The sequence below is a fragment of the Streptomyces sp. UF-297 genome (genome assembly GCF_058245575.1).
On the sequence record NZ_JBSIBZ010000052.1, the window covers coordinates 42841 to 64934 of the forward strand.

General features: G+C 70.5%; 18 protein-coding genes and 3 tRNA genes. 13 read left to right on the forward strand and 8 right to left on the reverse strand.

The window, feature by feature from the left end; all coding sequences use genetic code 11:
- The first annotated feature begins 259 nt into the window (after window positions 1-259).
- From purS to AC4IJH_RS26345, 7 genes are all read left to right on the forward strand, one after another.
- The gene (gene purS, locus AC4IJH_RS26315) at window positions 260-523 is read left to right on the forward strand and encodes a phosphoribosylformylglycinamidine synthase subunit PurS (RefSeq protein WP_490854337.1); all 264 of its coding nucleotides are present in this window, start codon (window positions 260-262) and stop codon (window positions 521-523) included.
- Complete coding sequence (purQ, locus tag AC4IJH_RS26320) at window positions 520-1254, forward strand: phosphoribosylformylglycinamidine synthase subunit PurQ (RefSeq protein ID WP_490854338.1); 735 nt, start codon at window positions 520-522, stop codon at window positions 1252-1254. The genes purS and purQ overlap by 4 nt, the downstream gene beginning before the upstream one ends.
- Window positions 1251-3500, forward strand: coding sequence for a phosphoribosylformylglycinamidine synthase subunit PurL (purL, locus tag AC4IJH_RS26325; RefSeq protein ID WP_490854339.1), 2250 nt, complete (start codon window positions 1251-1253; stop codon window positions 3498-3500). Before purQ ends, purL begins: the two co-directional genes overlap by 4 nt.
- A 107-nt stretch (window positions 3501-3607) precedes the next feature.
- Complete coding sequence (locus AC4IJH_RS26330) at window positions 3608-4123, forward strand: ArsR/SmtB family transcription factor (RefSeq protein WP_490854340.1); 516 nt, start codon at window positions 3608-3610, stop codon at window positions 4121-4123.
- Window positions 4124-4189: 66 nt separating this feature from the next.
- Window positions 4190-5086, forward strand: coding sequence for a M23 family metallopeptidase (locus AC4IJH_RS26335; RefSeq protein ID WP_490854341.1), 897 nt, complete (start codon window positions 4190-4192; stop codon window positions 5084-5086).
- A gap of 10 nt (window positions 5087-5096) precedes the next feature.
- Window positions 5097-5879, forward strand: coding sequence for a sterol carrier family protein (locus AC4IJH_RS26340; RefSeq protein ID WP_490854342.1), 783 nt, complete (start codon window positions 5097-5099; stop codon window positions 5877-5879).
- 114 nt (window positions 5880-5993) lie between these two features.
- Window positions 5994-6800 carry a hypothetical protein gene (locus AC4IJH_RS26345; RefSeq protein WP_490854343.1) on the forward strand — a complete coding sequence of 269 codons (807 nt, stop codon included), beginning with the start codon at window positions 5994-5996 and terminating at the stop codon, window positions 6798-6800.
- A gap of 88 nt (window positions 6801-6888) precedes the next feature.
- Here the strand turns inward: AC4IJH_RS26345 and AC4IJH_RS26350 are convergent, their stop codons facing one another.
- A complete protein-coding gene (locus AC4IJH_RS26350; protein ID WP_490854344.1) occupies window positions 6889-8466 on the reverse strand; it encodes a sulfatase-like hydrolase/transferase in 1578 nt (525 codons plus the stop codon).
- A gap of 431 nt (window positions 8467-8897) precedes the next feature.
- On the opposite strand from AC4IJH_RS26350, the gene purF reads away from it, so the two are divergent.
- Complete coding sequence (purF, locus tag AC4IJH_RS26355; RefSeq protein WP_490854345.1) at window positions 8898-10457, forward strand: amidophosphoribosyltransferase; 1560 nt, start codon at window positions 8898-8900, stop codon at window positions 10455-10457.
- A 36-nt stretch (window positions 10458-10493) separates the two neighbouring features.
- On the forward strand, window positions 10494-11561 hold the full coding sequence (gene purM / locus AC4IJH_RS26360; protein WP_490854346.1) for a phosphoribosylformylglycinamidine cyclo-ligase: 1068 nt from the start codon (window positions 10494-10496) through the stop codon (window positions 11559-11561).
- An 86-nt stretch (window positions 11562-11647) separates the two neighbouring features.
- On the opposite strand, the gene AC4IJH_RS26365 is transcribed toward purM, so the two are convergent.
- Together AC4IJH_RS26365 and AC4IJH_RS26370 are read right to left on the reverse strand one after the other, a co-directional pair.
- Window positions 11648-11902 carry a DUF3073 domain-containing protein gene (locus tag AC4IJH_RS26365; protein ID WP_490854347.1) on the reverse strand — a complete coding sequence of 85 codons (255 nt, stop codon included), beginning with the start codon at window positions 11900-11902 and terminating at the stop codon, window positions 11648-11650.
- Window positions 11903-12199: 297 nt separating this feature from the next.
- Entirely contained in the window at window positions 12200-13318 is a 1119-nt protein-coding gene (locus AC4IJH_RS26370; protein ID WP_490854348.1) for a Leu/Phe/Val dehydrogenase, read from the reverse strand.
- A gap of 193 nt (window positions 13319-13511) precedes the next feature.
- On the opposite strand from AC4IJH_RS26370, the gene AC4IJH_RS26375 reads away from it, so the two are divergent.
- Window positions 13512-14348, forward strand: a complete 837-nt coding sequence (locus AC4IJH_RS26375) for a DUF8083 family protein (RefSeq protein WP_490854349.1) — start codon at window positions 13512-13514, stop codon at window positions 14346-14348.
- A gap of 512 nt (window positions 14349-14860) precedes the next feature.
- Complete coding sequence (bldC, locus tag AC4IJH_RS26380; RefSeq protein ID WP_003949541.1) at window positions 14861-15067, forward strand: developmental transcriptional regulator BldC; 207 nt, start codon at window positions 14861-14863, stop codon at window positions 15065-15067.
- Between the two features lie 483 nt (window positions 15068-15550).
- Here the strand turns inward: bldC and AC4IJH_RS26385 are convergent, their stop codons facing one another.
- From AC4IJH_RS26385 to hrpA, 3 genes are all read right to left on the reverse strand, one after another.
- A complete protein-coding gene (locus tag AC4IJH_RS26385; protein WP_490854350.1) occupies window positions 15551-15766 on the reverse strand; it encodes a DUF6274 family protein in 216 nt (71 codons plus the stop codon).
- Window positions 15767-16136: 370 nt separating this feature from the next.
- Window positions 16137-16211: transfer RNA gene (locus tag AC4IJH_RS26390), tRNA-Asp, on the reverse strand.
- Window positions 16212-16316: 105 nt separating this feature from the next.
- On the reverse strand, window positions 16317-20327 hold the full coding sequence (hrpA, locus tag AC4IJH_RS26395; protein WP_490854351.1) for an ATP-dependent RNA helicase HrpA: 4011 nt from the start codon (window positions 20325-20327) through the stop codon (window positions 16317-16319).
- A 203-nt stretch (window positions 20328-20530) separates the two neighbouring features.
- Here hrpA and AC4IJH_RS26400 point away from each other — a divergent pair, with 203 nt between their 5' ends.
- On the forward strand, window positions 20531-21643 hold the full coding sequence (locus AC4IJH_RS26400; RefSeq protein ID WP_490854352.1) for an ABC-2 transporter permease: 1113 nt from the start codon (window positions 20531-20533) through the stop codon (window positions 21641-21643).
- Window positions 21644-21669: 26 nt separating this feature from the next.
- A complete protein-coding gene (locus tag AC4IJH_RS26405) occupies window positions 21670-21879 on the forward strand; it encodes a hypothetical protein (protein WP_490854353.1) in 210 nt (69 codons plus the stop codon).
- Window positions 21880-21940: 61 nt separating this feature from the next.
- Here the strand turns inward: AC4IJH_RS26405 and AC4IJH_RS26410 are convergent.
- Window positions 21941-22014, reverse strand: a tRNA-Phe gene (locus AC4IJH_RS26410).
- A 4-nt stretch (window positions 22015-22018) separates the two neighbouring features.
- Window positions 22019-22093: transfer RNA gene (locus AC4IJH_RS26415), tRNA-Asp, on the reverse strand.
- Window position 22094 lies beyond the last annotated feature (1 nt).

The window sequence follows — 22094 nt, forward strand, 5'->3', positions numbered from 1 at the left end:
GGCGATGCTGAAGATCCGGCTGTTTGGGATCAATGCTTTTTCATTTGTACAGCGGCGGGCAATGCATTGTGAAGCCCAGTTAATTTCCTCAGCGTGTCATCCCGCAATCCGGACCCTAGGTCTTTTCGAGGATTTTCCACAGTGGTTACTGGTCCCGTTACCGGACAGTGACAGGACCGCCAAGATATCTACCCGCGTAGATTTTCGAACACGGTACTGTGAGCTCACCGCCTTACGCACCACACCACCGGGAGTGCCAGTGGCACGCGTCGTAGTCGACGTCATGCTCAAGCCGGAGATCCTCGACCCGCAGGGGCAGGCGGTGCAGCGCGCACTGCCACGCCTGGGTTTCGAGGGGATCGCCGACGTCCGTCAGGGCAAGCGTTTCGAACTTGAGGTGGAGGGTCCGGTCGACGACGCCGCCCTCGCCCGTATCCGCGAGATGGCCGAGACCTTCCTCGCCAACACCGTCATCGAGGACTTCACCGTGCGGGTCGACGAGTCCGCAGGGGCCGGGTCATGACGGCCCACCCGTCTCCCGCCACCGCCCGTCAAGGAGGCCCTTCGGGCCGCGGTAACACCCGTATCGGAGTCGTCACCTTCCCCGGGACGCTGGACGACCGCGACGCGCTGCGCGCCGCCCGTCTCGCCGGTGCCGAGCCCGTCCCGCTGTGGCACCGTGACAAGGACCTCAAGCAGGTCGACGCGGTCGTTCTCGCGGGCGGCTTCTCCTACGGCGACTACCTGCGCGCCGGGGCCATCTCCCGCTTCTCGCCGGTGATGGAGACGATCATCGAGCAGGCGAAGGCGGGCCTGCCCGTCCTGGGCATCTGCAACGGCTTCCAGATCCTCACCGAGGCCCACCTGCTGCCCGGCGCGATGCTGCGCAACAACCACCTGCACTTCATCTGCCGCGACCAGAAGCTGCGGGTGGAGAACGCCGGCACCGCCTGGACCGCCGACTACGAGCAGGGCCAGGAGATCCAGGTCCCGCTCAAGAACATGGACGGCCGGTACGTCGCCGACGAGCGCACGCTCGATGAGCTGGAGGCCGAGGGCCGGGTCGCCTTCCGCTACCTGGACATGAACCCCAACGGCTCGCTGCGCGACATCGCCGGCATCACCAACGAGGCGGGCAACGTCGTCGGCCTCATGCCGCACCCCGAGCACGCCGTCGAGCCGCTGATCGGCACGGGCCGCACCGACGGCCTCGGGTTCTTCACCTCCATCCTGAAGAAGTTGGTCAACGCATGACGCTGGACACGGTCAAGCACGCCGCCGCGACTCCGGACACCGACCAGCCCTGGGCCGAACTGGGCCTGAAGCAGGACGAGTACGAGCGCATCCGCGAGATCCTGGGCCGCCGTCCCACCGGCGCCGAGCTCGCCATGTACTCCGTCATGTGGTCCGAGCACTGCTCGTACAAGAGCAGCAAGGTCCATCTGCGGCAGTTCGGCGAGAAGGTCCCCGAGAACGACGCGATGCTCGTCGGCATCGGCGAGAACGCGGGCGTCGTGGACGTCGGCCAGGGGTACGCGGTCACCTTCAAGGTCGAGTCGCACAACCACCCCTCCTACATCGAGCCCTACCAGGGCGCGGCCACCGGCATCGGCGGCATCGTCCGCGACATCCTCGCCATGGGCGCCCGCCCGGTCGCCGTCGTGGACCCGCTGCGCTTCGGTGCGGCCGACCACCCCGACACCAAGCGCGTCCTGCCGGGCGTCGTCGCGGGCATCGGCGGCTACGGCAACTGCCTGGGCCTGCCCAACATCGGCGGCGAGGTCGTCTTCGACGCCTGCTACCAGGGCAACCCGCTGGTCAACGCCGGCTGCATCGGCGTGATGAAGCACGAGGACATCCACCTCGCGCAGGCGTCCGGCGTGGGCAACAAGGTCATCCTGTACGGCGCCCGCACCGGCGGCGACGGCATCGGCGGCGTCTCGGTCCTGGCCTCCGAGACCTTCGATGACTCAAAGCCCACCAAGCGCCCCGCCGTCCAGGTCGGCGACCCCTTCCAGGAGAAGCTCCTCATCGAGTGCACCCTGGAGATCTTCAAGGAGAAGCTGGTCGCCGGCATCCAGGACCTGGGCGGCGCCGGGCTCTCCTGCGCCACCAGCGAGCTGGCCTCGGCCGGCTCCGGCGGCATGCGCGTCGAGCTGGACACCGTGCCGCTGCGCGACGCGACCCTCTCGCCCGAGGAAATCCTCATGAGCGAGTCGCAGGAGCGCATGTGCGCGGTCGTCGAGCCGCAGCACGTGGACCGCTTCATGGAGATCTGCGAGAAGTGGGACGTCATCGCCACCGTCATCGGTGAGGTGACCGACGGCTCCCAGCTGGAGATCTTCTGGCACGGCGAGCAGATCGTGGACGTACCGCCGCGCACCGTCGCCCACGAGGGCCCGGTCTACCAGCGCCCGTACGCCCGCCCCTCCTGGCAGGACGCCCTCCAGGCCGACGACGCGGGCAAGCTGGAGCGCCCGGCGACCCCGGTGGAGCTGCGCGAGCAGGTCCTGAAGGTCATCGGCTCCCCGAACCAGGCGTCCAAGTCCTGGATCACCGACCAGTACGACCGCTTCGTGCAGGGCAACACGGTCCTGGCGATGCCCGAGGACGCCGGCATGGTCCGGATCGACGAGGAGTCGAACCTGGGCGTGGCCATGGCGACCGACGGCAACGGCAGGTACGCCAAGCTCGACCCGTACACGGGCACGCAGCTGGCGCTGGCGGAGGCCTACCGCAATGTGGCCGCCTCCGGCGCCAAGCCGCTGGCGATCTCCAACTGCCTCAACTTCGGCTCGCCCGAGGACCCGGACGTCATGTGGCAGTTCGCCGAGGCCACCCGTGGACTGGCCGACGGCTGCCTGCAGTTGGGCACCCCGGTGACCGGCGGCAACGTCTCCCTGTACAACCAGACCGGCGAGGTGGCGATCCACCCGACCCCCGTGGTCGCGGTGCTCGGTGTGATCGACGACGTCGAGCGCCGTACGCCCATCGCCTTCGCGCAGGAGGGCCAGCTGCTCTACCTGCTGGGCGAGACCCGCGAGGAGTTCGGCGGCTCGGCCTGGTCCCAGGTCGTCCACGACCACCTGGGCGGCCTGCCGCCCAAGGTCGACCTGGACCGCGAGAAGCTGCTCGGCGAGATCCTGATCTCCGCCTCCCGCGACGGCATGGTCGACGCCGCACACGACCTGTCCGACGGCGGCCTGGTGCAGGCCGTGGTCGAGTCCTGCCTGCGCGGCGGCAAGGGCGCCCGCCTGGTCGTCCCCGACGGCCTGGACGCCTTCACCTTCCTCTTCTCCGAGTCGGCGGGCCGCGCGGTGGTCTGCGTGCCGCGCAGCGAGGAACTGCGCTTCACCGACATGTGCGGCGCCCGCGGCCTCCCGGCCACCCGCATCGGCGTCGTGGACGGCGAAGAGATCGAGATCCAGGGCGAGTTCAGCATCCCCCTGAGCGACCTCAGGACCACCTTCGAGGAAACCGTCCCGGGCCTGCTCGCGTAGCACCCGACCCCTCCACCCGACGGCCCGCCCCCACTCCAGGGGGCGGGCCGTCGCCGTTTCCGCGCCCTCTCCTTGCCTGCAATTACGTAATTACGTATCTTCGATGCATGGATGTGGAGAAGAGGCTGGCGGATCTGGAGCGGCGGCTGGCCGCGCTGGAGGCCGAGCGCCCCGCCGGGCCCCCGGCGGCCCGGGAGCCGCGCGCGGACGAGGAGTTCTGGGCGCTGGAAGGGCTCAAGGCCCAGCTGGCCGAGGGCGGGCACCCGGACGGCGGGGTGCTGTTCACCGGTGACGTACGGCTGCCGCAGGGGGAGCGCTACGAGTGGCAGTACGGCGAGGCCACCGACGAACTGCTGGACGGCGACTGGGCACCGGCCGCCGAGGCGTTCGCCGCGCTCGGCCAGCCCGTACGGCTGCGGCTGTTGCGCGAGATCCTCGGCGGCCGCCGCAGCGCCGCCGAGCTGACCGAGCTGGCCGGGGTCGGCACGTCCGGCCAGATCTACCACCACCTGCGGCAGCTGACCGCCGCCGGATGGCTGCACACCGAGGCCCGGGGGCGCTACGCGGTCCCGGCCGGGCGGGTGGTCCCGCTGATGGTGATGCTGCTCGCCGCCCGGCGCTGACAGCCGAAGACCGTCACGTGCCGGCCGGACCGGCCGGCCCGTGACCCGACCGACCCTGGGGGGCCGATGTTCTTACGCAAGCTGTCCCTGCTCGTCACCCGCTGCTGCCTGCTGGCCTTCCTCGCGCTGACAGCAGCCGCCTTCCTCGCCGATGTGCCGCTGTGGTGGCCGTGTGCTGCGGCCGCGCTCTGGCTGCTGCTGGCCTTCGGGGTGAACCTGCCGCTCAGGCGGGCTGCCAGGCGTACCGCGGCCGCGGCCGTGGCGGCCGCCGGGACCGTCGAGCCCGTGGAGGTCCTCCCGCCGGTCACCGGGCGCTGGCGGGCGCTCAACAGCCCGGCCGGCAGGACCCCCAGCCACGGCACCCACGCCCTGGGCCAGACCTACGCCATCGACATCGTCGCCGAGCCCGCCGGCGCGCCCCGCCCGGCCTTCGGCTGGTGGCCGCCCGCCCGCCGCAGCAGCGCCTTCCCGGCGTTCGGCGCGCCGCTGCTCGCCGTCGCCGATGCCACGGTCGTACGGGCACAGGACCACCGGCGCGACCACCTCAGCCGCACCTCCCTCCCCGCCCTGCTCTACTTCCTCTTCGTCGAGGGGACCTTCCGCTCCCTTGGCGGCCCGGGCCAGGTCGCCGGCAACCACGTCGTCCTGGACCTCGGCGGAGGTACGTACGCCATGTACGCGCACCTGCGGCGCGGCTCGCTGGCCGTCCGCGCGGGCGACCGGGTGCGCGCGGGCGGGCTCCTGGCCCACTGCGGCAACTCGGGCAACTCCACCGAGCCGCATGTGCACTTCCAGCTCATGGACGGGCCGGACCTGGAGACCGCCCGGGGCGTCCCGTTCACCTGGCGCGGCGTCGGCGTGCCCGCCGGCAAGGAGACCTTCACCGCGGGCGCCGTCGGGCCGCCGTCCGACGGCCCGGGGACGCCCGCCTCCCGCGAGGCCGTTGTCAGTGGTCTCGATTAGCCTCGGCGGCATGCCACCCGCCCGCGGCAAGGCCCGCACCCGCAGTTACGACCCCGCCAGGACCCGCGCCGCCCTGACCGCGCAGTTCGACCACGTACGGCAGGCCGTGCGGGGCCTGGGGCCCGAGCAGCTCGCGCTGCCCACCCGGCCGGGCGGCCGGACCGTCGGCGAGCTGGCCGCGCACCTGGCGCTGACCGTCGAGGGCGTGTGCGCGCTGCTGGAGCGGCCCGCCCCGCCCGCGCAGGAAGTCGCCCTGCCCGACTGGCCGTTGACGGCCGCGCTGTCCTGGGAGCCGGCCGCCGTAGACCGGGAGACCGCGCCCGCCGAGCTGCTGGACCGCGCCGCCGAGCGCTGTGCGGCCACGGTCCCCGCGGCCCCGGGTGACCGCCTGCTGGCCGCCCCCGAGGGCGCGATGCGGCTGGACGACTTCCTGGTCACCCGCTGTGTCGAACTGGCCGTGCACACCGACGACTTGGCCGCCGCCACCGGCCTGGAGATCCCGCGGGACCGGCAGGCCATGGCCATCGCGACCCGGCTGCTGGCCGATGCCCTGGCGCTCAAGGCCCCCGGCGGCTCGGTCGAGGTCCGTATCCCGCCCTTCGCCGTCGTCCAGTGCGTCCAGGGCCCCAAGCACACCCGCGGCACCCCGCCCAACGTCGTGGAGAGCGACCCGCTGACCTGGCTCCGGCTGGCCACCGGCCGTACGGCCTGGGAGGCGGCGCTGGAGGACGCGGCCGTCAGCGCGAGCGGCGAGCGCGCCGACCTGGCGCCGTACCTCCCCGTCCTGCGCTGATCAGGCAGACGGGCGACCCGAACACCCTCTGAAGTCGCGCGGTCGCGCATTGTCGCTTTTGGTGATTAGTGCGACCCCGAACATCCAGAAGGTTTCAGAAGGGAACGTCTCGTCATGCCCGCACTCACCCGTGAACCGAAGCCGGCCGCCCGCAGCGCCCGCCGCCGTGGCACCGCAGCGCTGGTCACCGGCGCGCTGGCCCTGGGGCTGTCCGCCGTACCGGCCACGGCTCTGGCCGCCTCCGCCGCCGACACCGCGCACACGGTGGTGACCAAGCCGAAGCCCAAGCCCGAGCCGAAGACGGACGTGCCGGTCGACGGCGGCCTCGTGAAGCTGCAGCTCTCCGCCGACCTGCTCAAGGGCCTCAGCGCCAAGGGCGTGGTCGTGGCCCAGCTCGGCTCCGACTGCAAGATCCCCGCCAAGGTGCGCCCGATCACCGCGCTGAGCGTGGGCGTGAAGGCCGGTGACCTGCGCGCGGAGAAGGACAAGAAGGCCGGCGGCAAGCTCGCCTTGGCCGACACCTGCGTCGGCCTGGTCAACGTCAAGGCCAAGAAGGGCATCAGCCTGACCAACCTCAGGGTCGACCTGGAGGCCGGTGCCCTGCTGGCGTCGGTGAACGGCAAGGCGGAGGTCAAGCTCGGCTCCTTCGACCGGCCCACGCTGGACAAGAAGACGGTCGACGTCAAGACCAACACCTTGACCATCGACGCCGACATCCAGCTCAACGCCGACATCGCCGCCCAGCTGGACGCGCTGCTGGACGTCAAGCTGTTCGCCGGCCTCAAGACGCTGCTCGACCTCGACCTGGACGTCTCCATCGCGGGCGATCTGGACCTGGGCCTGGACCTCGGCCTGGACGTGGGCGCCAAGACGTCCGACTGGAAGGGCCTGCTCGGCCTGAACATCCTCGGCGTGCTCTGACCCGGCGGCAGCACGCACCTCGCGTGGGGCGGACCGATCCTCCGGTCCGCCCCACGCGCGCGCCCGGCCCCCGGACAGGGCACGCGCGCTAAGCCCGCGGATACGGCAGCAGCGTGCCGTCCACCGCCTCCCAGGCCGCCCGCAGCGCCGCCAGCCGCGCCTTCTCCGCACCCGCCCGGTCCGCCTGCTCGCGCGGGTCCTCGGCCACCTGGAAGAGCTGGTCCCGGCCGCTCCTGCCCCGGTAGTACTTCCAGTCGCCGCGGCGCAGCGCCCGCTCGCCCCGTACCCGCCAGAACAGATCGCGCTCGGCGACCGGCTCGCCGCGCAGCAGATGGCCCGCCAGGCTCGTGCCGTCCAGCGGATGGGCGCGGTCCGGCCGGGCCCCGGCGACCTCCAGCAGCGTCGCCGTCCAGTCGGGGCTGAAGTGCGGTACGTGGCTGACCTGGCCGCCGTCGATCCGGGCCGGCCAGCGCACGATCGCCGGCACCCGGATGCCGCCCTCCTGGAGCGAGCCCTTGCCGCCGGTCAGCGGCCAGGTGTACGACCAGCGCTCCCCGCCGTTGTCGCTGGCGAAAAATACCAGTGTGTCGGTTTCCTGGCCGGAGCGGCGCAGCGCCGCCAGCACCGTGCCGATGGAGCGGTCCAGGTCCTGGACCATCTGCGCGTACTTCTCCAGCGAGCCGCCGTCCCGGTGCTGGAGCGCGCCCCGCTCGCCCGCCTTGATGCGCCGCACGATCTCGGCGCTCTGCTCCTGGTCGCCGTCGGCGATCCACGGCCAGTGCGGGGTGGTGAAGTTGAGGTTCAGCAGCCAGGGCGTCTCGTGCCGGCGTCCCACGTACTCCACGGCCCGCTCGGTGATGATCCGCGTGTAGTAGCGCAGGTCCTCGTACGCGGCGTCGCCCTCCGCGACATCGCCCTCGTACAGGTCGTACTCCCCGCCGAGGCCCAGCTTGGAGTAGTACTCCAGCGCCCCGCCGAAGTTCCCGAAGAAGGTCTGCCAACCGGACTTGGTGGGGCTGTAGTCGGGGAGATGGCCGCAGTGCCACTTGCCGATCAGCGCCGTCGCGTAGCCGGCGTCGCGCAGCAGGGAGGCCAGGGTCGGGTGCCCGGGCTCCAGGCCGACGCCCCGGTCCGCGATCGGCTCGGCCAGCCCGCCCTTCGTACGGCCCGGAAAGCGCCCGGTGTACAGGGAGAAGCGGGTGGGGGAGCAGGTCGCGGACCCGGCGTAGGACTGGGTGAAGCGCACGCCCTGGCGGGCCAGCCGGTCCAGGTGCGGGGTCTTGATGTGCGGCGACCCGAAGGAGGACAGGTCGGCCCAGCCCAGGTCGTCCCCCAGGATGAACAGGATGTTGGGGCGCCGGGAGGCGCGCCTGCCAGCGGCCCGGAACTCCCGCTCCCGGGGCGCGGGTTGGGCGACGGCCTGCGGGGCCGCGGCCCCCAGCGGTCCGGCCGCGGCGGTGGCTCCCACGAGGCCTCCGAAGGCTCTGCGGGATATCCGGGATATCCCGGATGTACGGGGCTCTTCGGGCTGAGGTCGGGCAGCGGACGGCACAGGAGTGGCCCTTCGTGACGGCAGGCGGAAGGAGGAGGGAGGAGGGGGGGCGGATGGCGAAAGGGGAGAAATCGCCAGCGATCCAGCGGGCCCGGGGCGTTCCCGTCCGCACATCTCCGGCCCCGCGCCGCCCTGTTGCGGGCGAGCGCGCGACGGGTCCACGGCGCCCACCGGCCGCACCGATCCGGCCCCGCACCGGCAGTTCGGCCTTCACGGCGGGGCGGGTGCGGATGTGGTGGAGATCACCCCGAGGTGTGTCTCACGGCAGGGCGCGGCGGCCCGGGTTCAGGGCGTACGGAACGTACAGAAGCCCAGGGGAAAAAGGCGCGTGATCAACCGCGCGGCAGCCGGCGACAGATGGCGCTGGCGACGCGACCGAAGTCGACGTGGCGGCGCTGCACCAAGGGCTGCGGAGTCTGCATGGTCCGCGATCCTGGCCTCGGCCGCGCGCCCGCGTCAAGCATGTGCCCACGGGGCGGACCCGCCCGGCGGCCGGTTCGATCCCCGGTTCGGATGAATCCGAGACCTGCCCTAGACTCAGTGGCGTGCCACGTGGTGACGGACGACTCAACCACGACCTGCTCCCCGGCGAGAAGGGCCCCCAGGACGCTTGCGGCGTCTTCGGTGTCTGGGCTCCGGGTGAAGAGGTCGCAAAGCTCACGTACTTCGGGCTCTACGCCCTCCAACACCGGGGCCAGGAATCCGCGGGCATCGCGGTGAGCAACGGCTCCCAGATCCTGGTCTTCAAGGACATGGGCCTGGTTTCCCAGGTCTTCGACGAAACCTCCCTCGGCTCGCTGCAGGGCCACATCGCGGTGGGCCACGCCCGCTACAGCACCACCGGTGCGTCGGTGTGGGAGAACGCCCAGCCCACCTTCCGTGCGACCGCGCACGGCTCCATCGCACTCGGCCACAACGGCAACTTGGTCAACACGGCCGAGATGGCCGAGATGGTCGCCGAGTTGCCCCGCGAGAACGGCCGCGCCACCCAGGTCGCCGCCACCAACGACACCGACCTCGTCACGGCCCTGCTGGCCGGCCAGGTCGACGAGGACGGCAAGCCGCTGACCGTCGAGGACGCCGCCAAGTCGGTGCTCCCCAAGGTCAAGGGCGCCTTCTCGCTCGTCTTCATGGACGAGCACACCCTGTACGCCGCCCGCGACCCGCAGGGCATCCGCCCGCTGGTCCTCGGCCGCCTGGAGCGCGGCTGGGTGGTGGCCTCCGAGACCGCGGCGCTCGACATCTGCGGCGCCTCCTTCATCCGCGAGATCGAGCCGGGCGAGCTCGTCGCCATCGACGAGAACGGCCTGCGCACCTCTCGCTTCGCCGAGGCAAAGCCCAAGGGCTGTGTCTTCGAGTACGTCTACCTCGCGCGCCCCGACACCGACATCGCGGGCCGCAACGTCTACCTCTCCCGGGTGGAGATGGGCCGCAAGCTGGCCGCCGAGGCCCCGGCCGAGGCGGACCTGGTGATAGCTACTCCGGAGTCCGGCACCCCGGCCGCCGTCGGCTACGCCGAGGCCAGCGGCATCCCCTACGGCTCGGGCCTGGTCAAGAACAGCTACGTCGGCCGGACCTTCATCCAGCCCTCGCAGACCATCCGCCAGCTGGGCATCCGCCTCAAGCTCAACCCGCTCAAGGAAGTCATCCGCGGCAAGCGCCTGGTGGTCGTCGACGACTCGATCGTCCGCGGCAACACCCAGCGCGCTCTCGTACGGATGCTGCGCGAGGCCGGCGCGGCCGAGGTCCACATCCGGATCTCCTCCCCGCCGATCAAGTGGCCGTGCTTCTTCGGCATCGACTTCGCCACCCGCGCCGAGCTGATCGCCAACGGCCTGTCCGTGGACGAGATCGGCAAGTCGCTGGGCGCCGATTCGCTCGCGTACATCTCCATCGACGGCATGATCGAGGCGACCACGATCGCCAAGCCGAATCTGTGCCGTGCCTGCTTCGACGGCGAATACCCCATGGAGCTGCCGGACCCGGAGCTGCTGGGCAAGCACCTCCTGGAGTCGGAGACCGCCAACCAGGCCAAGCCGGACCTGGACGGCGTCGAGACACTGACGGCCGGGGTCGGCGGCGCCGACGCCCTGCGCCGCCCGTAGGGCTCGTACTTCACACGACACGAAAGTTCTCAAGCAATGTCTGAGACCACCAGTGCCAGCTACGCAAGCGCGGGCGTCGACATCGAAGCGGGCGACCGCGCCGTCGAGCTGATGAAGCAGTGGGTGAAGAAGGCCACCCGCCCTGAGGTCGTCGGCGGCCTCGGGGGCTTCGCCGGCCTCTTCGACGCCTCCGCCCTCAAGCGGTACGAGCGCCCGCTGCTCGCCTCCGCCACCGACGGCGTGGGCACCAAGGTCGACATCGCCCGCAAGATGGGCGTGTACGACACCATCGGCCACGACCTGGTCGGCATGGTCGTCGACGACCTGGTCGTGTGCGGCGCCGAGCCGCTGTTCATGACCGACTACATCTGCGTGGGCAAGGTCTACCCGGAGCGGGTCGCGGCCATCGTCAAGGGCATCGCCGAGGGCTGCGTCCTGGCCGGCTGCGCCCTGGTCGGCGGCGAGACCGCCGAGCACCCCGGCCTGCTGGGCGCCGACGAGTTCGATGTCGCCGGTGCCGGTACGGGCGTGGTCGAGGCCGACCGCGTGCTGGGCGCGGATCGCATCCGTACGGGCGACGCGGTCGTCGCGATGGCCTCCTCCGGACTTCACTCCAACGGGTACTCGCTGGTCAGGCACGTCCTCTTCGACCGGGCCGGCCTGGCGCTGGAGCGCGAGATCGAGGAGCTGGGCCGTACCCTCGGCGAGGAGCTGCTGGAGCCCACCAAGATCTACTCGCTGGACTGCCTGGCCCTGACCCGTACGACCGATGTGCACGCCTTCTCGCACATCACCGGCGGCGGTCTGGCCAACAACCTGGCACGGGTGATCCCGGACGGTCTGCACGCCACCGTCGACCGCTCGACCTGGACCCCGGGCGCGGTCTTCGACCTGGTCGGCACGGCCGGTTCGGTCGAGCGCGGCGAGCTGGAGAAGACCCTGAACATGGGCGTCGGCATGATCGCCGTCGTGCCGCAGGAGTCGGTGGACGTGGCGCTGACCACCCTGGCCGACCGCGGTGTGGACGCCTGGGTCAGCGGGGAGATCGTCGAGCGCGGCGACCACGCAGAGGCAGTGACCCTGACCGGTGACTACGCGAGCTGATCACCGGGGCAGCACAGAACCCGGTCCGGGCGATGCCCCGGACCGGGTCCGTGATGCTGCTGTGAGTGCCTCGAACGCGCAGGGCGTCAGGCGCGACGACGCTGCTGGGACGAGTTGCCCTCGTCCTCATCGTCATCGTCGGTGTTGTACAGATCCGCGTACTGTGCGTACGGGTCGTCGTCGTCCTTGTCATCCTCGAACGGCTCGCCGTTCGGAGGCTGCTGGTTCGACGTCGATGCACCCAGCTCGTCGGCCAGTCGTGAGAGATCCGTCCCACCGCTGCTGTACTTCAGCTGGCGGGCGACCTTTGTCTGCTTGGCCTTGGCCCGGCCGCGCCCCATGGGTCGACCCCCTCAATGACGGGGCTTCATGGCCCCAGAGTCTTGACACGCGTTCATGAGTCGGAACGGACTCTCCTGGGAGAGGCCGGTCCGTAGGGCTTTAACGGTACCTGCTTCCGCGGCCGTACGGTACGTCGCCCGCACCACCGACCGCCTGGCATGACTCGCGAGACGCCCCGTCCCCGCTGGTCAGCTGCGATTTTAACCCGTCTTGTACGGCGACCCGCCGGTGGGTGGTGAGGGATGTCTCCTTCGCCACCCGCCGAGCGGGCCGCTCGCCGAATCTCCAGGCGCTTTTCAGCCGCGCCGGGCCTCCGCCATGCGCTGCTCCGCGAGACGGTCGGCCGCGGCGGCGGGCGGAATACCGTCTTCCTTCGCACGCGCGAATATCGCCAGCGTGGTGTCGAAGATCTTCGCCGCCTTCTTCTTGCAGCGGTCGAAGTCGAAACCGTGCAGTTCGTCGGCGACCTGGATCACGCCGCCGGCGTTGACCACGTAGTCCGGGGCGTAGAGGATGCCGCGCTCGGCGAGGTCCTTCTCCACTCCGGGGTGGGCGAGTTGGTTGTTGGCCGCGCCGCAGACCACCTTCGCGGTCAGGGCCGGCACGCTCGCGTCGTTGAGGGCGCCGCCCAGCGCGCACGGGGCGTAGACCTCCAGGCCTTGCGTGCGGATCAGCGCCTCGGTGTCGGCCACCGCCTTGACCTGGGGGTTCTTGTCCAGGACGCGGCGCACGGACGCTTCCCGTACGTCCGTGATCACGACCTCGGCGCCGTCCTGGAGGAGGTGCTCGACGAGGTGGTGGCCCACCTTGCCGACCCCCGCGACACCGACCGTGCGGCCGCGCAGCGAGGGGTCGCCCCACAGGTGCTGGGCGCTGGCGCGCATGCCCTGGAAGACGCCGAAGGCGGTCAGGACGGAGGAGTCCCCGGCGCCGCCGTTCTCGGGCGAGCGGCCGGTGGTCCACTGGTTGGTGCGGGCGACGACGTCCATGTCGGACACGTACGTGCCGACGTCGCAGGCCGTGACATACCGGCCACCCAGAGACGCCACGAACCGGCCATAAGCAAGCAGGAGTTGCTCGGACTTGATCAGGTCCGGGTCTCCTATGATCACGGCCTTGCCGCCGCCGTGGTCGAGACCGGCGAGCGCGTTCTTGTACGACATGCCGCGGGACAGATTCAGCGCGTCCTGGAGCGCCTCCTCCTCGGAGGCGTACGCGTGAAAGCGCGTACCGCCCAGGGCCGGGCCCAGGGCGGTGGAGTGGAGGGCGATGACGGCCTTGAGGCCGCTCTCGCGGTCCTGGCAGAGGACGACTTGCTCGTGGCCGCCCTGCTCCGAGCGGAACAGGGTGTGCAGGACGCCACCGTCGGCGCTGACGGTGGACGGACGTACGTCGGTCACTGTGGTGACTCCCATAAGTCGCGGTGGACGCCCTCCTGCGGGTGGGGAGGGCCGGTCGGGAAGAGGGTAAGTCCTGAGACGGGTGCTGATCGGCGCAGTGCCGAGGATCACCCTCTAGTGGGGGACGCGCGTGGGACGATTTGCCGTATCCCTGGCCGGGCGGGGGTAGGCAACTCCCGGCGGTGGACTTCCCTTTGGAGGAGCGGGCGTGGGTTTGGCGTCGTCGGTGATGGTCCCGTATGCGGCATATCTGCGGGTCTATGAGCCGCTGGCCGCGTTCCCCGAGCCGGAGCGCTCGCACTGGGCCCGCTACGCCCGGCGCGAGCGGCTGCCCACCGCGCAGGACGAACTGCGCCGCTCCCTGGCCGATTTGCTGCCGACCCCGCCGGTGCCGGTGCCGGTCCACGAGAGCAGCGACGCCTTCGTGATCTCGGTGGACGGCGTCCTGTGCGTGTGCCCCTGGCGCACGCGGCTGCGCGGCTGGCAGGCGCTGCAGGCACTGCCCGAGCGGCTGCCGGAGCCGGTGCTGGACGCGGCCCTGCCGCCGGTGGTGCGCCGGCAGGCGGCGGTGGACTACGAGCGCTGGCTGGAGCGCAACCCGGACGCCCGGCCCTGGATCCGCAGCGCCACCTGGCACGTCCCGGTGCGCTGGTTCGCGCTCTTCGAGGACAGTGAGCGGGAGTACACCAAGAGCGAGCAGGGGCTGGTGCTGCGCTACCGCACCCCCATGGTGCAGGCCCGGCGCCGGGTGGCCCGCGCGCTGCGGACGCTGCGCGACACCTTGGAAGAGGGGCCGCTGATCGACGGCCTGGTGGATGTGGGGCGTTGGCTGGAAGAGTTCCACCCCCGCGCGCACGTGGAGTTGGATTACGCGGGTCTGGTGCACGTGGTGCCCGAGGGGCAGCTGGCCGAGGACCGTTCCGCGGCGGAAGTGGCGGAGGGGCTCGTGGCGCTGCGCGACGGGGACGGCGAGCGGGCCGGCGCTGCGTACGAGAAGCTGTCGGAGCGCTGGCGCGAGGTGCGTGAGCGGCAGTTCGCCAGCTGAGCACGGGCGGGACTGCCGTGCCTCGGTGGGCCCGTGGGGTGTTGGTGCACCGCTGGGGCGAAGGTACGGGACGTAGGTCCCGATCCGGGCGATTGCCTCAAGCGTGACCTAAAGCACTGACTTCGGGCCTTGCCCCCAAGCCATACCCTCGTGCCAAAATAGGACAAGGAGCCTGACAAAGGCTCCTTCCGTCCAACTAAGGGCGGATAGATCGGTATTGCGCTCCTTGGTGGGACTGGTGACGCCTGATCACACTGTGACTGATCGTCACGGTGGCGTGACTGTCCGCTATGGCATAGTCCATCGGCTTCCGCCGAGGTTGAACACCTGAGAGGGCAATTCCATCGGTTTGGCCGACGCGGCTGGACAGATGGTGTAGTTGTAGTGCCGAGGACAAGCCGTTCGTCCTATAACCGACTCGGCCCGCGTCCGCCATTTCGGGCAACGCGGGTCAAGGTGCAGAATTTAGAGGAAAGAACCGTGATGGTTCGGTTCTCCCGAGGAGGCCGCTCATGACCGCTCGCACCCCTGACGCCGAGCCGCTGCTTACCCCCGCCGAGGTCGCCACGATGTTCCGCGTGGACCCGAAGACGGTGACCCGCTGGGCCAAGGCAGGCAAGCTCACGTCCATCCGTACGCTCGGAGGACACCGGCGCTACCGCGAAGCTGAGGTCCGCGCACTGCTCGCGGGTATCCCGCAGCAGCGCAGCGAGGCCTGAATAACCGCATGACCGGGCTGTTTTCGGGTCCCCCAACCCGCCTGCGGCCCACCTAGCACCACTTAGCTCCACACAGCTCCATATGACGCGGCGCCTGCCCCAACAGGCCCCACACCCGCTCCACATGGGTACGTCATCAGATCGCGCTGGACTCCGCCGGGTCCAGCGCGATCTTTTTGTGTGCGCCGGGGTCTTCGGCATACCGACCGGACCGCCCGGTCCTGGCCTGCGGGGCGCCGGCGGGGCCCTGTCCTCGCGGTCCAGGGGCGTGCTCGGGGCGCCGCCGGACAGGTGGTGCAATTGCACATATTAAATTGACCTGTTGTAGGACGGGTGTAAGTTCCCCTGTTCCCGAAAGACGTGCGGTGACACCCGTCACAACTTGTGGTGCTTGTGCGGGGCGCGGCCGCTGCGGTAGAGGGATGGCGGCACCCGTACAACAACAGCGTCCCACCGCGCGTGCGTTGGTGAGAGCGCCGTTGGTCACTGAGCCGCGGGACTTTCGTCCCCGGTCCCCGCGGGCTCTTCAGGGGCGCTGGAGGCGTCCTCAGGGGCCGTGCGGGCGGCGGGCCGCTCCATGGCCAGCCGCAGGAGCTGGTGGCAGATGGGGCAGTGGCGGGTGAGGTGCCGATAGCCCGATGCGGCCGCCAGATGCGCGCGCAAGAGCGCCCTGGTCTCGTGCCTCGCGGCTGTCGTCATCGCCCGCACCTCCTTGGCCCCCACGCTCTCCTTCGTGCGTACCGGTGGTACGTGCCCCAGTCAAGGCACCGGTGGCCCGGACCGTACGGTTCCGGACCGGTGCGGACGGTGGCCGGGGCCGCAGGCGGGGGCCCTGGTACGGACGTGGCGCCCGCCGGCCCCCGCACCGGCCGGTCCCGGACGTGGTCAGCGGATGGATTCACGCCCGCGGCGGCGCCGTTCGCCGCGCAGGGGAGAAACAGCGGGGGTGACCGGATACGGAGATGACGCAGCGGCACGGGAAGCGGAAGGGGGCCTTCGAGAAGCCGGGGCCGTACCGGGAAAGCGGAACGGCCCGCTCTCGAAGTCAGAGCGGGCCGTTCCGGTAGTGCGGTCCTGACGGGATTTGAACCCGCGGCCTCCACCTTGACAGGGTGGCGAGCACTCCAAACTGCTCCACAGGACCTTGCTGCTTCCTCCGCTTGCGCGGTGGCTGCGAAGCAAGACTCTACAGCAGGTCAGGGGGTGCGGTCGAACTCGCTCCCGGCGGGCGGACGCGGACCCGGCGGGATCAGGGCGCGGCGGCGTCCACGGCCTTCACGATGCGCTTGTCGGAGACCGGGTACGCGGTGCCCAGCGCATGGGCGAAGTAGCTCACCCGCAGCTCCTCGATCATCCAGCGGATCTCCAGCGCCTGCTGCGGCACCGGTCGGCCCTTGGGGAACTGCTCCAGCAGCCAGCCGTATTCGTCCTGCATCTCCTTCACCTTCTCCATGCGGGCACGGTCCCGCTCGAAGTTGGTGGGGAGCTGCTGCAGGCGGCGGTCCACCGCGACCAGGTAGCGCATGAGGTCCGGCAGCCGCTTGGCGCCGTGCGCGGTCACGAAGCCCGGCTTGATCAATGCCGCCAGCTGCTCCCTGACGTCCGTGAGGGAGGGCAGGAGGGTGGGGGAGGTGGTGGCCTTCAGGCGCCGCTCGCAGGCGTGCCAGGCGGCCAGCACCTCCTGGGCCTGCTGGACGGTGCGCATCGTGGCGTCGACCAGGTCGGCGCGTACGGCGTCGAAGAGCTTGCGGAAGGCCTCCTCGTCCCAGGCCGGGCCGCCGCGGGCCGCGATGAGGCGGTCGGCGGCGGCGGTCACGCAGTCCTCGAAGAGGGCGGCGATGGAGCCGTGGGGGTTCGCGGACAGGGCGAGCTTCTGCTGGTTGGTCAGCTTGCTCTGGGCGAACTTGGCGGGGTTGGAGGGGATGTTGAGCAGGATGAGGCGGCGGGTTCCGGCCCACATCGCCGTCAGCTGCTCGGCCTCGGTGTCGAAGAGGCGTACGGCCACGCTGCTGCCCTCGTCGACGAGCGCGGGGTAGGCCTTGAGCGGCTGGCCCCCGCGCCGGGTCTCGAAGGTGCGCGGCAGCGCGCCGATCGTCCAGGCGGTCAGGCCCGTACGCTGCTCCAGGCCCGCCAGCGGGCCGCCGGCGCCTCCCTCCGCGCCGCTGCCGCCCTGCGCGCCCTTGGCGGGCTTCTGGGCGGCCTGCTCGAAGGCCTTGGTGATGGCGGCTTGCGTCTTCGGCTTGAGCGTCAGACGCAGCGCCTCCAGGTCCTTGTCCTCGGCGAGCTTGCGGCGCCGCTCGTCGACCACCCGGAAAGTGATCTTGAGGTGGTCGGGGACCTTGGCCAGGTCGAAGTCCGCGGCGTCCACGGGGACGCCGACCATCCGCTGCAGGCCCGCGGCCAGTGCGGTGGTCAGCGCGCCCTGCAGGGGCACCGTGGTGTCCAGGAAGCGGGCGGCGAAGTTCGGCGCCGGGACGTAGTTGCGGCGGATCGGCTTGGGCAGCGAGCGGATCAGCTCGGTGACCAGCTGCTCGCGCAGGCCCGGGATCTGCCAGTCGAAGCCCTCGGAGGAGACCTGGTTGAGGACCTGGAGGGGGACGTGGACGGTCACGCCGTCCGCGTCGGCGCCCGGTTCGAATTGATAGGTGACCTTGAACTTCAGCTTTCCCTGGCGCCACGCATCCGGATAGTCGTCCTTGGTGACGGCCTCGGCGGACTCGTTGATAAGCATGGAGTGCTCGAAATTGAGCAACTCCGGCTCATCGTGCTTCTTTTTCTTCCACCAGCTGTCGAAGTGCGCACCGGACACCACGTGTTCGGGAATGCGCTGGTCGTAGAAGTCGAAGAGCGTCTCGTCGTCCACGAGGATGTCGCGGCGCCGGGCGCGGTGCTCCAACTCCTCGACCTCGCCGAGCAGTTTGCGGTTGTCGTGGAAGAACTGGTGGTGGGTGCGCCAGTCGCCCTCGACCAGGGCATTGCGGATGAACAGGTCGCGGGAGGTCTCCGGGTCGATGCGCCCGTAATTGACCTTGCGCTGGGCCACGATCGGTACGCCGTAGAGCGTGACCCGCTCGTGCGCCATCACCGCGGCCATCTTCTGTTCCCAGTGCGGCTCGCTGTACGTCCGCTTGACCAGGTGCTGGGCGAGCGGCTCCACCCACTCCGGCTCGATCTTCGCGTTGACCCTGGCCCACAGCCGCGAGGTCTCCACCAGCTCCGCCGACATGATCCAGCGCGGCGGCTTCTTGAAGAGCGCCGAGCCGGGGAAGACCGCGAACTTCGCGCTGCGCGCTCCCAGGTATTCGTTCTTGGCGTCGGTGTCCTTGAGCCCGATGTGCGAAAGCAAACCGGAGAGCAGGGCGGTGTGAATGTGATCGGGGGCCGCATCCTGGTCGGACAGGTGGATGTCCATGGTCTTGGCGACCGTACGCAGCTGCGAGTAGATGTCCTGCCACTCGCGTATCCGCAGGTAATTGAGGAACTCGCTGCGGCACATCCGGCGGAACGCCGAGGAGGAAAGGGCCTTTTGCTGCTCCCGGACATAGCGCCACAGATTCAGGTAAGCCAGGAAATCACTGGTCTCGTCCTTGAACCGGGCGTGCTGCTGATCGGCCTGCTGCTGCTTGTCCGAGGGCCGCTCGCGCGGGTCCTGGATCGACAGCGCCGCGGCGATCACCATGACCTCGCGCACACAGCCGTTGCGGTCGGCCTCCAGGACCATCCGCGCCAGCCGCGGGTCCACCGGCAGCTGCGAGAGCTTCCGCCCGACCTGGGTGAGGCGCTTCTTCGGGTCCTTCTGCAGCGGGTCGATCGCGCCCAGTTCCTTGAGCAGATCGACGCCGTCCTTGATGTTGCGGCGGTCCGGCGGGTCGATGAAGGGGAACTTCTCGATGTCGCCGAGCCCGGCCGCGGTCATCTGCAGGATGACGGAGGCGAGGTTCGTGCGCAGGATCTCGGCGTCGGTGAACTCCGGCCGGGAGTCGAAGTCCTCCTGCGAGTACAGCCGGATACAGATGCCGTCGCTGGTACGGCCGCAGCGGCCCTTGCGCTGGTTGGCGCTGGCCTGCGAGACCGGCTCGATGGGCAGGCGCTGCACCTTGGTGCGGTAGCTGTAGCGCGAGATACGGGCCATGCCCGGGTCGATGACGTACCGGATGCCCGGCACCGTCAGCGAGGTCTCGGCGACGTTGGTGGCCAGCACGATCCGCCGGCCGGTGTGCCGCTGGAAGACCCGGTGCTGCTCGGCGTGCGAGAGACGGGCGTACAGCGGCAGTACCTCGGTGTGCTTGAGCTGCTTCTTGGTGAGCGCGTCCGCGGTGTCCCGGATCTCCCGCTCGCCGGAGAGGAAGACCAGGATGTCGCCCGGCCCCTCGGCCTGGAGCTCGTCGACCGCGTCGCAGATCGCGGTGATCTGGTCGCGGTCGGAGTCGTCCCCGCCCTCCTCCAGCAGCGGGCGGTAGCGCACCTCGACGGGGTACGTACGCCCGCTGACCTCGATGATCGGCGCATCCCCGAAGTGCCGGGAGAAGCGCTCCGGGTCGATGGTCGCGGAGGTGATCACGACCTTGAGGTCGGGCCGCTTGGGCAGCAGCTGCGCCAGATACCCGAGGATGAAGTCGATGTTGAGGCTGCGCTCGTGGGCCTCGTCGATGATGATCGTGTCGTACTGGCGCAGCTCGCGGTCCGTCTGGATCTCGGCGAGCAGGATGCCGTCCGTCATCAGCTTGACCAGGGTGTCGGAGCCGACCTGGTCGGTGAAGCGGACCTTCCAGCCCACCGCCTCGCCCAGGGGAGTGCGCAGTTCCTCGGCCACCCGCTCGGCGACGGTGCGCGCGGCGATCCGGCGCGGCTGGGTGTGCCCGATCAGGCCGCGCACACCCCGGCCCAGCTCCAGGCAGATCTTGGGGATCTGGGTGGTCTTGCCGGAGCCGGTCTCACCCGCGACGATCACGACCTGGTGGTCGCGGATCGCCGCCAGGATCTCGTCCTTCTTCTGGCTGACCGGGAGCTGCTCGGGATAGGTGACCTCGGGCATGGCGGCGCGGCGCTGCTCGACGCGCAGCTCCGCCTCCTGGATGCCGTCCTCGATCTCGGCGAGCACCGCAGCGCGGGCCTCGGGCTTACGGATACGGCGAGCGCCCTCCAGCCGCCGGCCCAGTCGCTGCTGGTCGCGCAGCGTCAGCGCGGACAGCCGCTCCAGCAGGGCGGGCAGGGTGGGAGCGGCGCCGTCGGACAGGGCGGGGGCAGGCTGACTGGACATACGACTCCCAGGATCTCACCTCGCCGAAACGACTGGCGAACCATTTGTGGGTGGGGCGGGCGCGCGAGGGGTGCGGACACGGGCCGCGTGGGCGGGCGCAGGGCCAGGCGTACAGGCGGGCGCAGGGCCGGATGTACGGGCACGCGTACGGGAATGGCGGACCTGCACGGGAATGTCCCGGATGGCTGTCTTAGCGTGGCGGTATGGATGATCAACACGACGGCCCCTCTGCCCAGGACCCTGCCCGAAGCGCTCCCGACGGTGGGGCTCACGGCGCGCACGGAAGGCCCCTGACCAGGGCCGAGAGATGGGCGGCCGTCAAGAGATCGCCGTTCCTGCCGGCCGTGGTGCTGGTGTTCATCCTGGCCGCCGCCGCGGGCCTGTTCGCCGGCTCGTACACGTACTCCATGGCCAACCCCGCCCCGCACCGCATCCCCACCGCCGTGGTCGGCTCCTCCCAGGCGCCGCACGGCCGGGCCTTCGTCGACGGCATGGAGAAGGCCCTCAACGCCTCGCTCCAGCTGCGCGATTACGCCACATACGGCGAGGCGAAGCGGGCCGTGGACGAGCAGGAGGTCTTCGCGATCCTCGCCGTCCGGGAGCGGGGCGTGGAGCTGGACGTGTCGGGGGCCTCCGGCGCCTCGGTCGCCCAGCTGCTCGCCGAGGCCGGGCCCAAGGTGGGCGCGGCGGCCGGCGTCCCCGTCGAGGTCAAGGACATCAAGCCGCTCCAGGAGGGCGACCCGCGGGGACTTGCGCTCTTCTACATCTCCCTGGCCGCGGTGATCATCGGCTTCGTCGGCGCCATCCAGCTCAGCGTGCACGCCCGCGCCCTGAACCCGGCCGAGCGCATCGCCTTCACCGCCGCGTACGCGCTGCTGGGCTCCTTCGCCATCGTCGCGGTGGTCGACTGGCTGCTGGGCGCCCTGAACCTGCCGTTCCTGGAGTCCTTCTCGATCCTGGCGCTGACGATGTTCGCCTCCGGCATGGTCTTCTCGATGTTCAACGTCCTGATGGGCCGCTGGGCGATGCTCCCCACCTGGGGCCTGATGGTGCTGCTGGGCAACCCGTCCTCCGGCGGCGCGGTCTCCTGGCCGCTGCTGCCGTCCGTACTGGGCCACATCGGCCGCTGGCTGCCGCCGGGCGCCTCGGTCAACGCCCAGCACACCGCGGTCTACTTCGGCGGCCACCAGCACGCCTTCCCCTTCCTGGTCCTCGCGGGCTGGGCGCTGCTGTCCTGCACCGTCTTCTGGGTCTGGCGGCACCGGCACCCCGGTGGCCGGGAAAGCGCGGTGGCACCGGCGCACGCGGCGGTCTGAGGCGGTGCGTACGCGATCATTGGCCCATGGACAACGGAATACGACGCATGGGCGGGGTGGCCGTGCTGGTGGCCGGCATCGGGCTGCTGCTCTGGCTGTCCTTCGGCTCCCCGCAGCAGTGGGGCGGGGACATCGAGCGGCTGGTGCGCGGGGTGCTGAGGCTGGCCGGTGTGGCGGCGATCAGCGGCGGAGCGTGGCTGTTCTTCTCCAAGGGGGCGGGGGACCGCGTGAGGTAGAGATCACGGGAGCATGAAGAAGGCCCCGATCCAGGAGGATCGGGGCCTTCTTCATGCGGTGTGGCTGGGGCCGGGGTCGAACCGGCGACCTTCCGCTTTTCAGGCGGACGCTCGTACCAACTGAGCTACCCAGCCGCAGCGGTCCTGACGGGATTTGAACCCGCGGCCTCCACCTTGACAGGGTGGCGAGCACTCCAAACTGCTCCACAGGACCT

Coding starts and splice junctions, on each gene's coding strand:
- purQ (WP_490854338.1), top strand. CDS start 520: ATGACGGCCCACCCGTCTCCCGCCACCGCCCGTCAAGGAGGCCCTTCG.
- AC4IJH_RS26335 (WP_490854341.1), top strand. CDS start 4,190: ATGTTCTTACGCAAGCTGTCCCTGCTCGTCACCCGCTGCTGCCTGCTG.
- AC4IJH_RS26385 (WP_490854350.1), bottom strand. CDS start 15,766: ATGACGACAGCCGCGAGGCACGAGACCAGGGCGCTCTTGCGCGCGCAT.
- purL (WP_490854339.1), top strand. CDS start 1,251: ATGACGCTGGACACGGTCAAGCACGCCGCCGCGACTCCGGACACCGAC.
- AC4IJH_RS26405 (WP_490854353.1), top strand. CDS start 21,670: ATGGACAACGGAATACGACGCATGGGCGGGGTGGCCGTGCTGGTGGCC.
- AC4IJH_RS26370 (WP_490854348.1), bottom strand. CDS start 13,318: ATGGGAGTCACCACAGTGACCGACGTACGTCCGTCCACCGTCAGCGCC.
- AC4IJH_RS26345 (WP_490854343.1), top strand. CDS start 5,994: ATGCCCGCACTCACCCGTGAACCGAAGCCGGCCGCCCGCAGCGCCCGC.
- hrpA (WP_490854351.1), bottom strand. CDS start 20,327: ATGTCCAGTCAGCCTGCCCCCGCCCTGTCCGACGGCGCCGCTCCCACC.
- purM (WP_490854346.1), top strand. CDS start 10,494: ATGTCTGAGACCACCAGTGCCAGCTACGCAAGCGCGGGCGTCGACATC.
- AC4IJH_RS26340 (WP_490854342.1), top strand. CDS start 5,097: ATGCCACCCGCCCGCGGCAAGGCCCGCACCCGCAGTTACGACCCCGCC.
- AC4IJH_RS26330 (WP_490854340.1), top strand. CDS start 3,608: ATGGATGTGGAGAAGAGGCTGGCGGATCTGGAGCGGCGGCTGGCCGCG.
- bldC (WP_003949541.1), top strand. CDS start 14,861: ATGACCGCTCGCACCCCTGACGCCGAGCCGCTGCTTACCCCCGCCGAG.
- AC4IJH_RS26365 (WP_490854347.1), bottom strand. CDS start 11,902: ATGGGGCGCGGCCGGGCCAAGGCCAAGCAGACAAAGGTCGCCCGCCAG.
- AC4IJH_RS26400 (WP_490854352.1), top strand. CDS start 20,531: ATGGATGATCAACACGACGGCCCCTCTGCCCAGGACCCTGCCCGAAGC.
- AC4IJH_RS26350 (WP_490854344.1), bottom strand. CDS start 8,466: ATGTGCGGACGGGAACGCCCCGGGCCCGCTGGATCGCTGGCGATTTCT.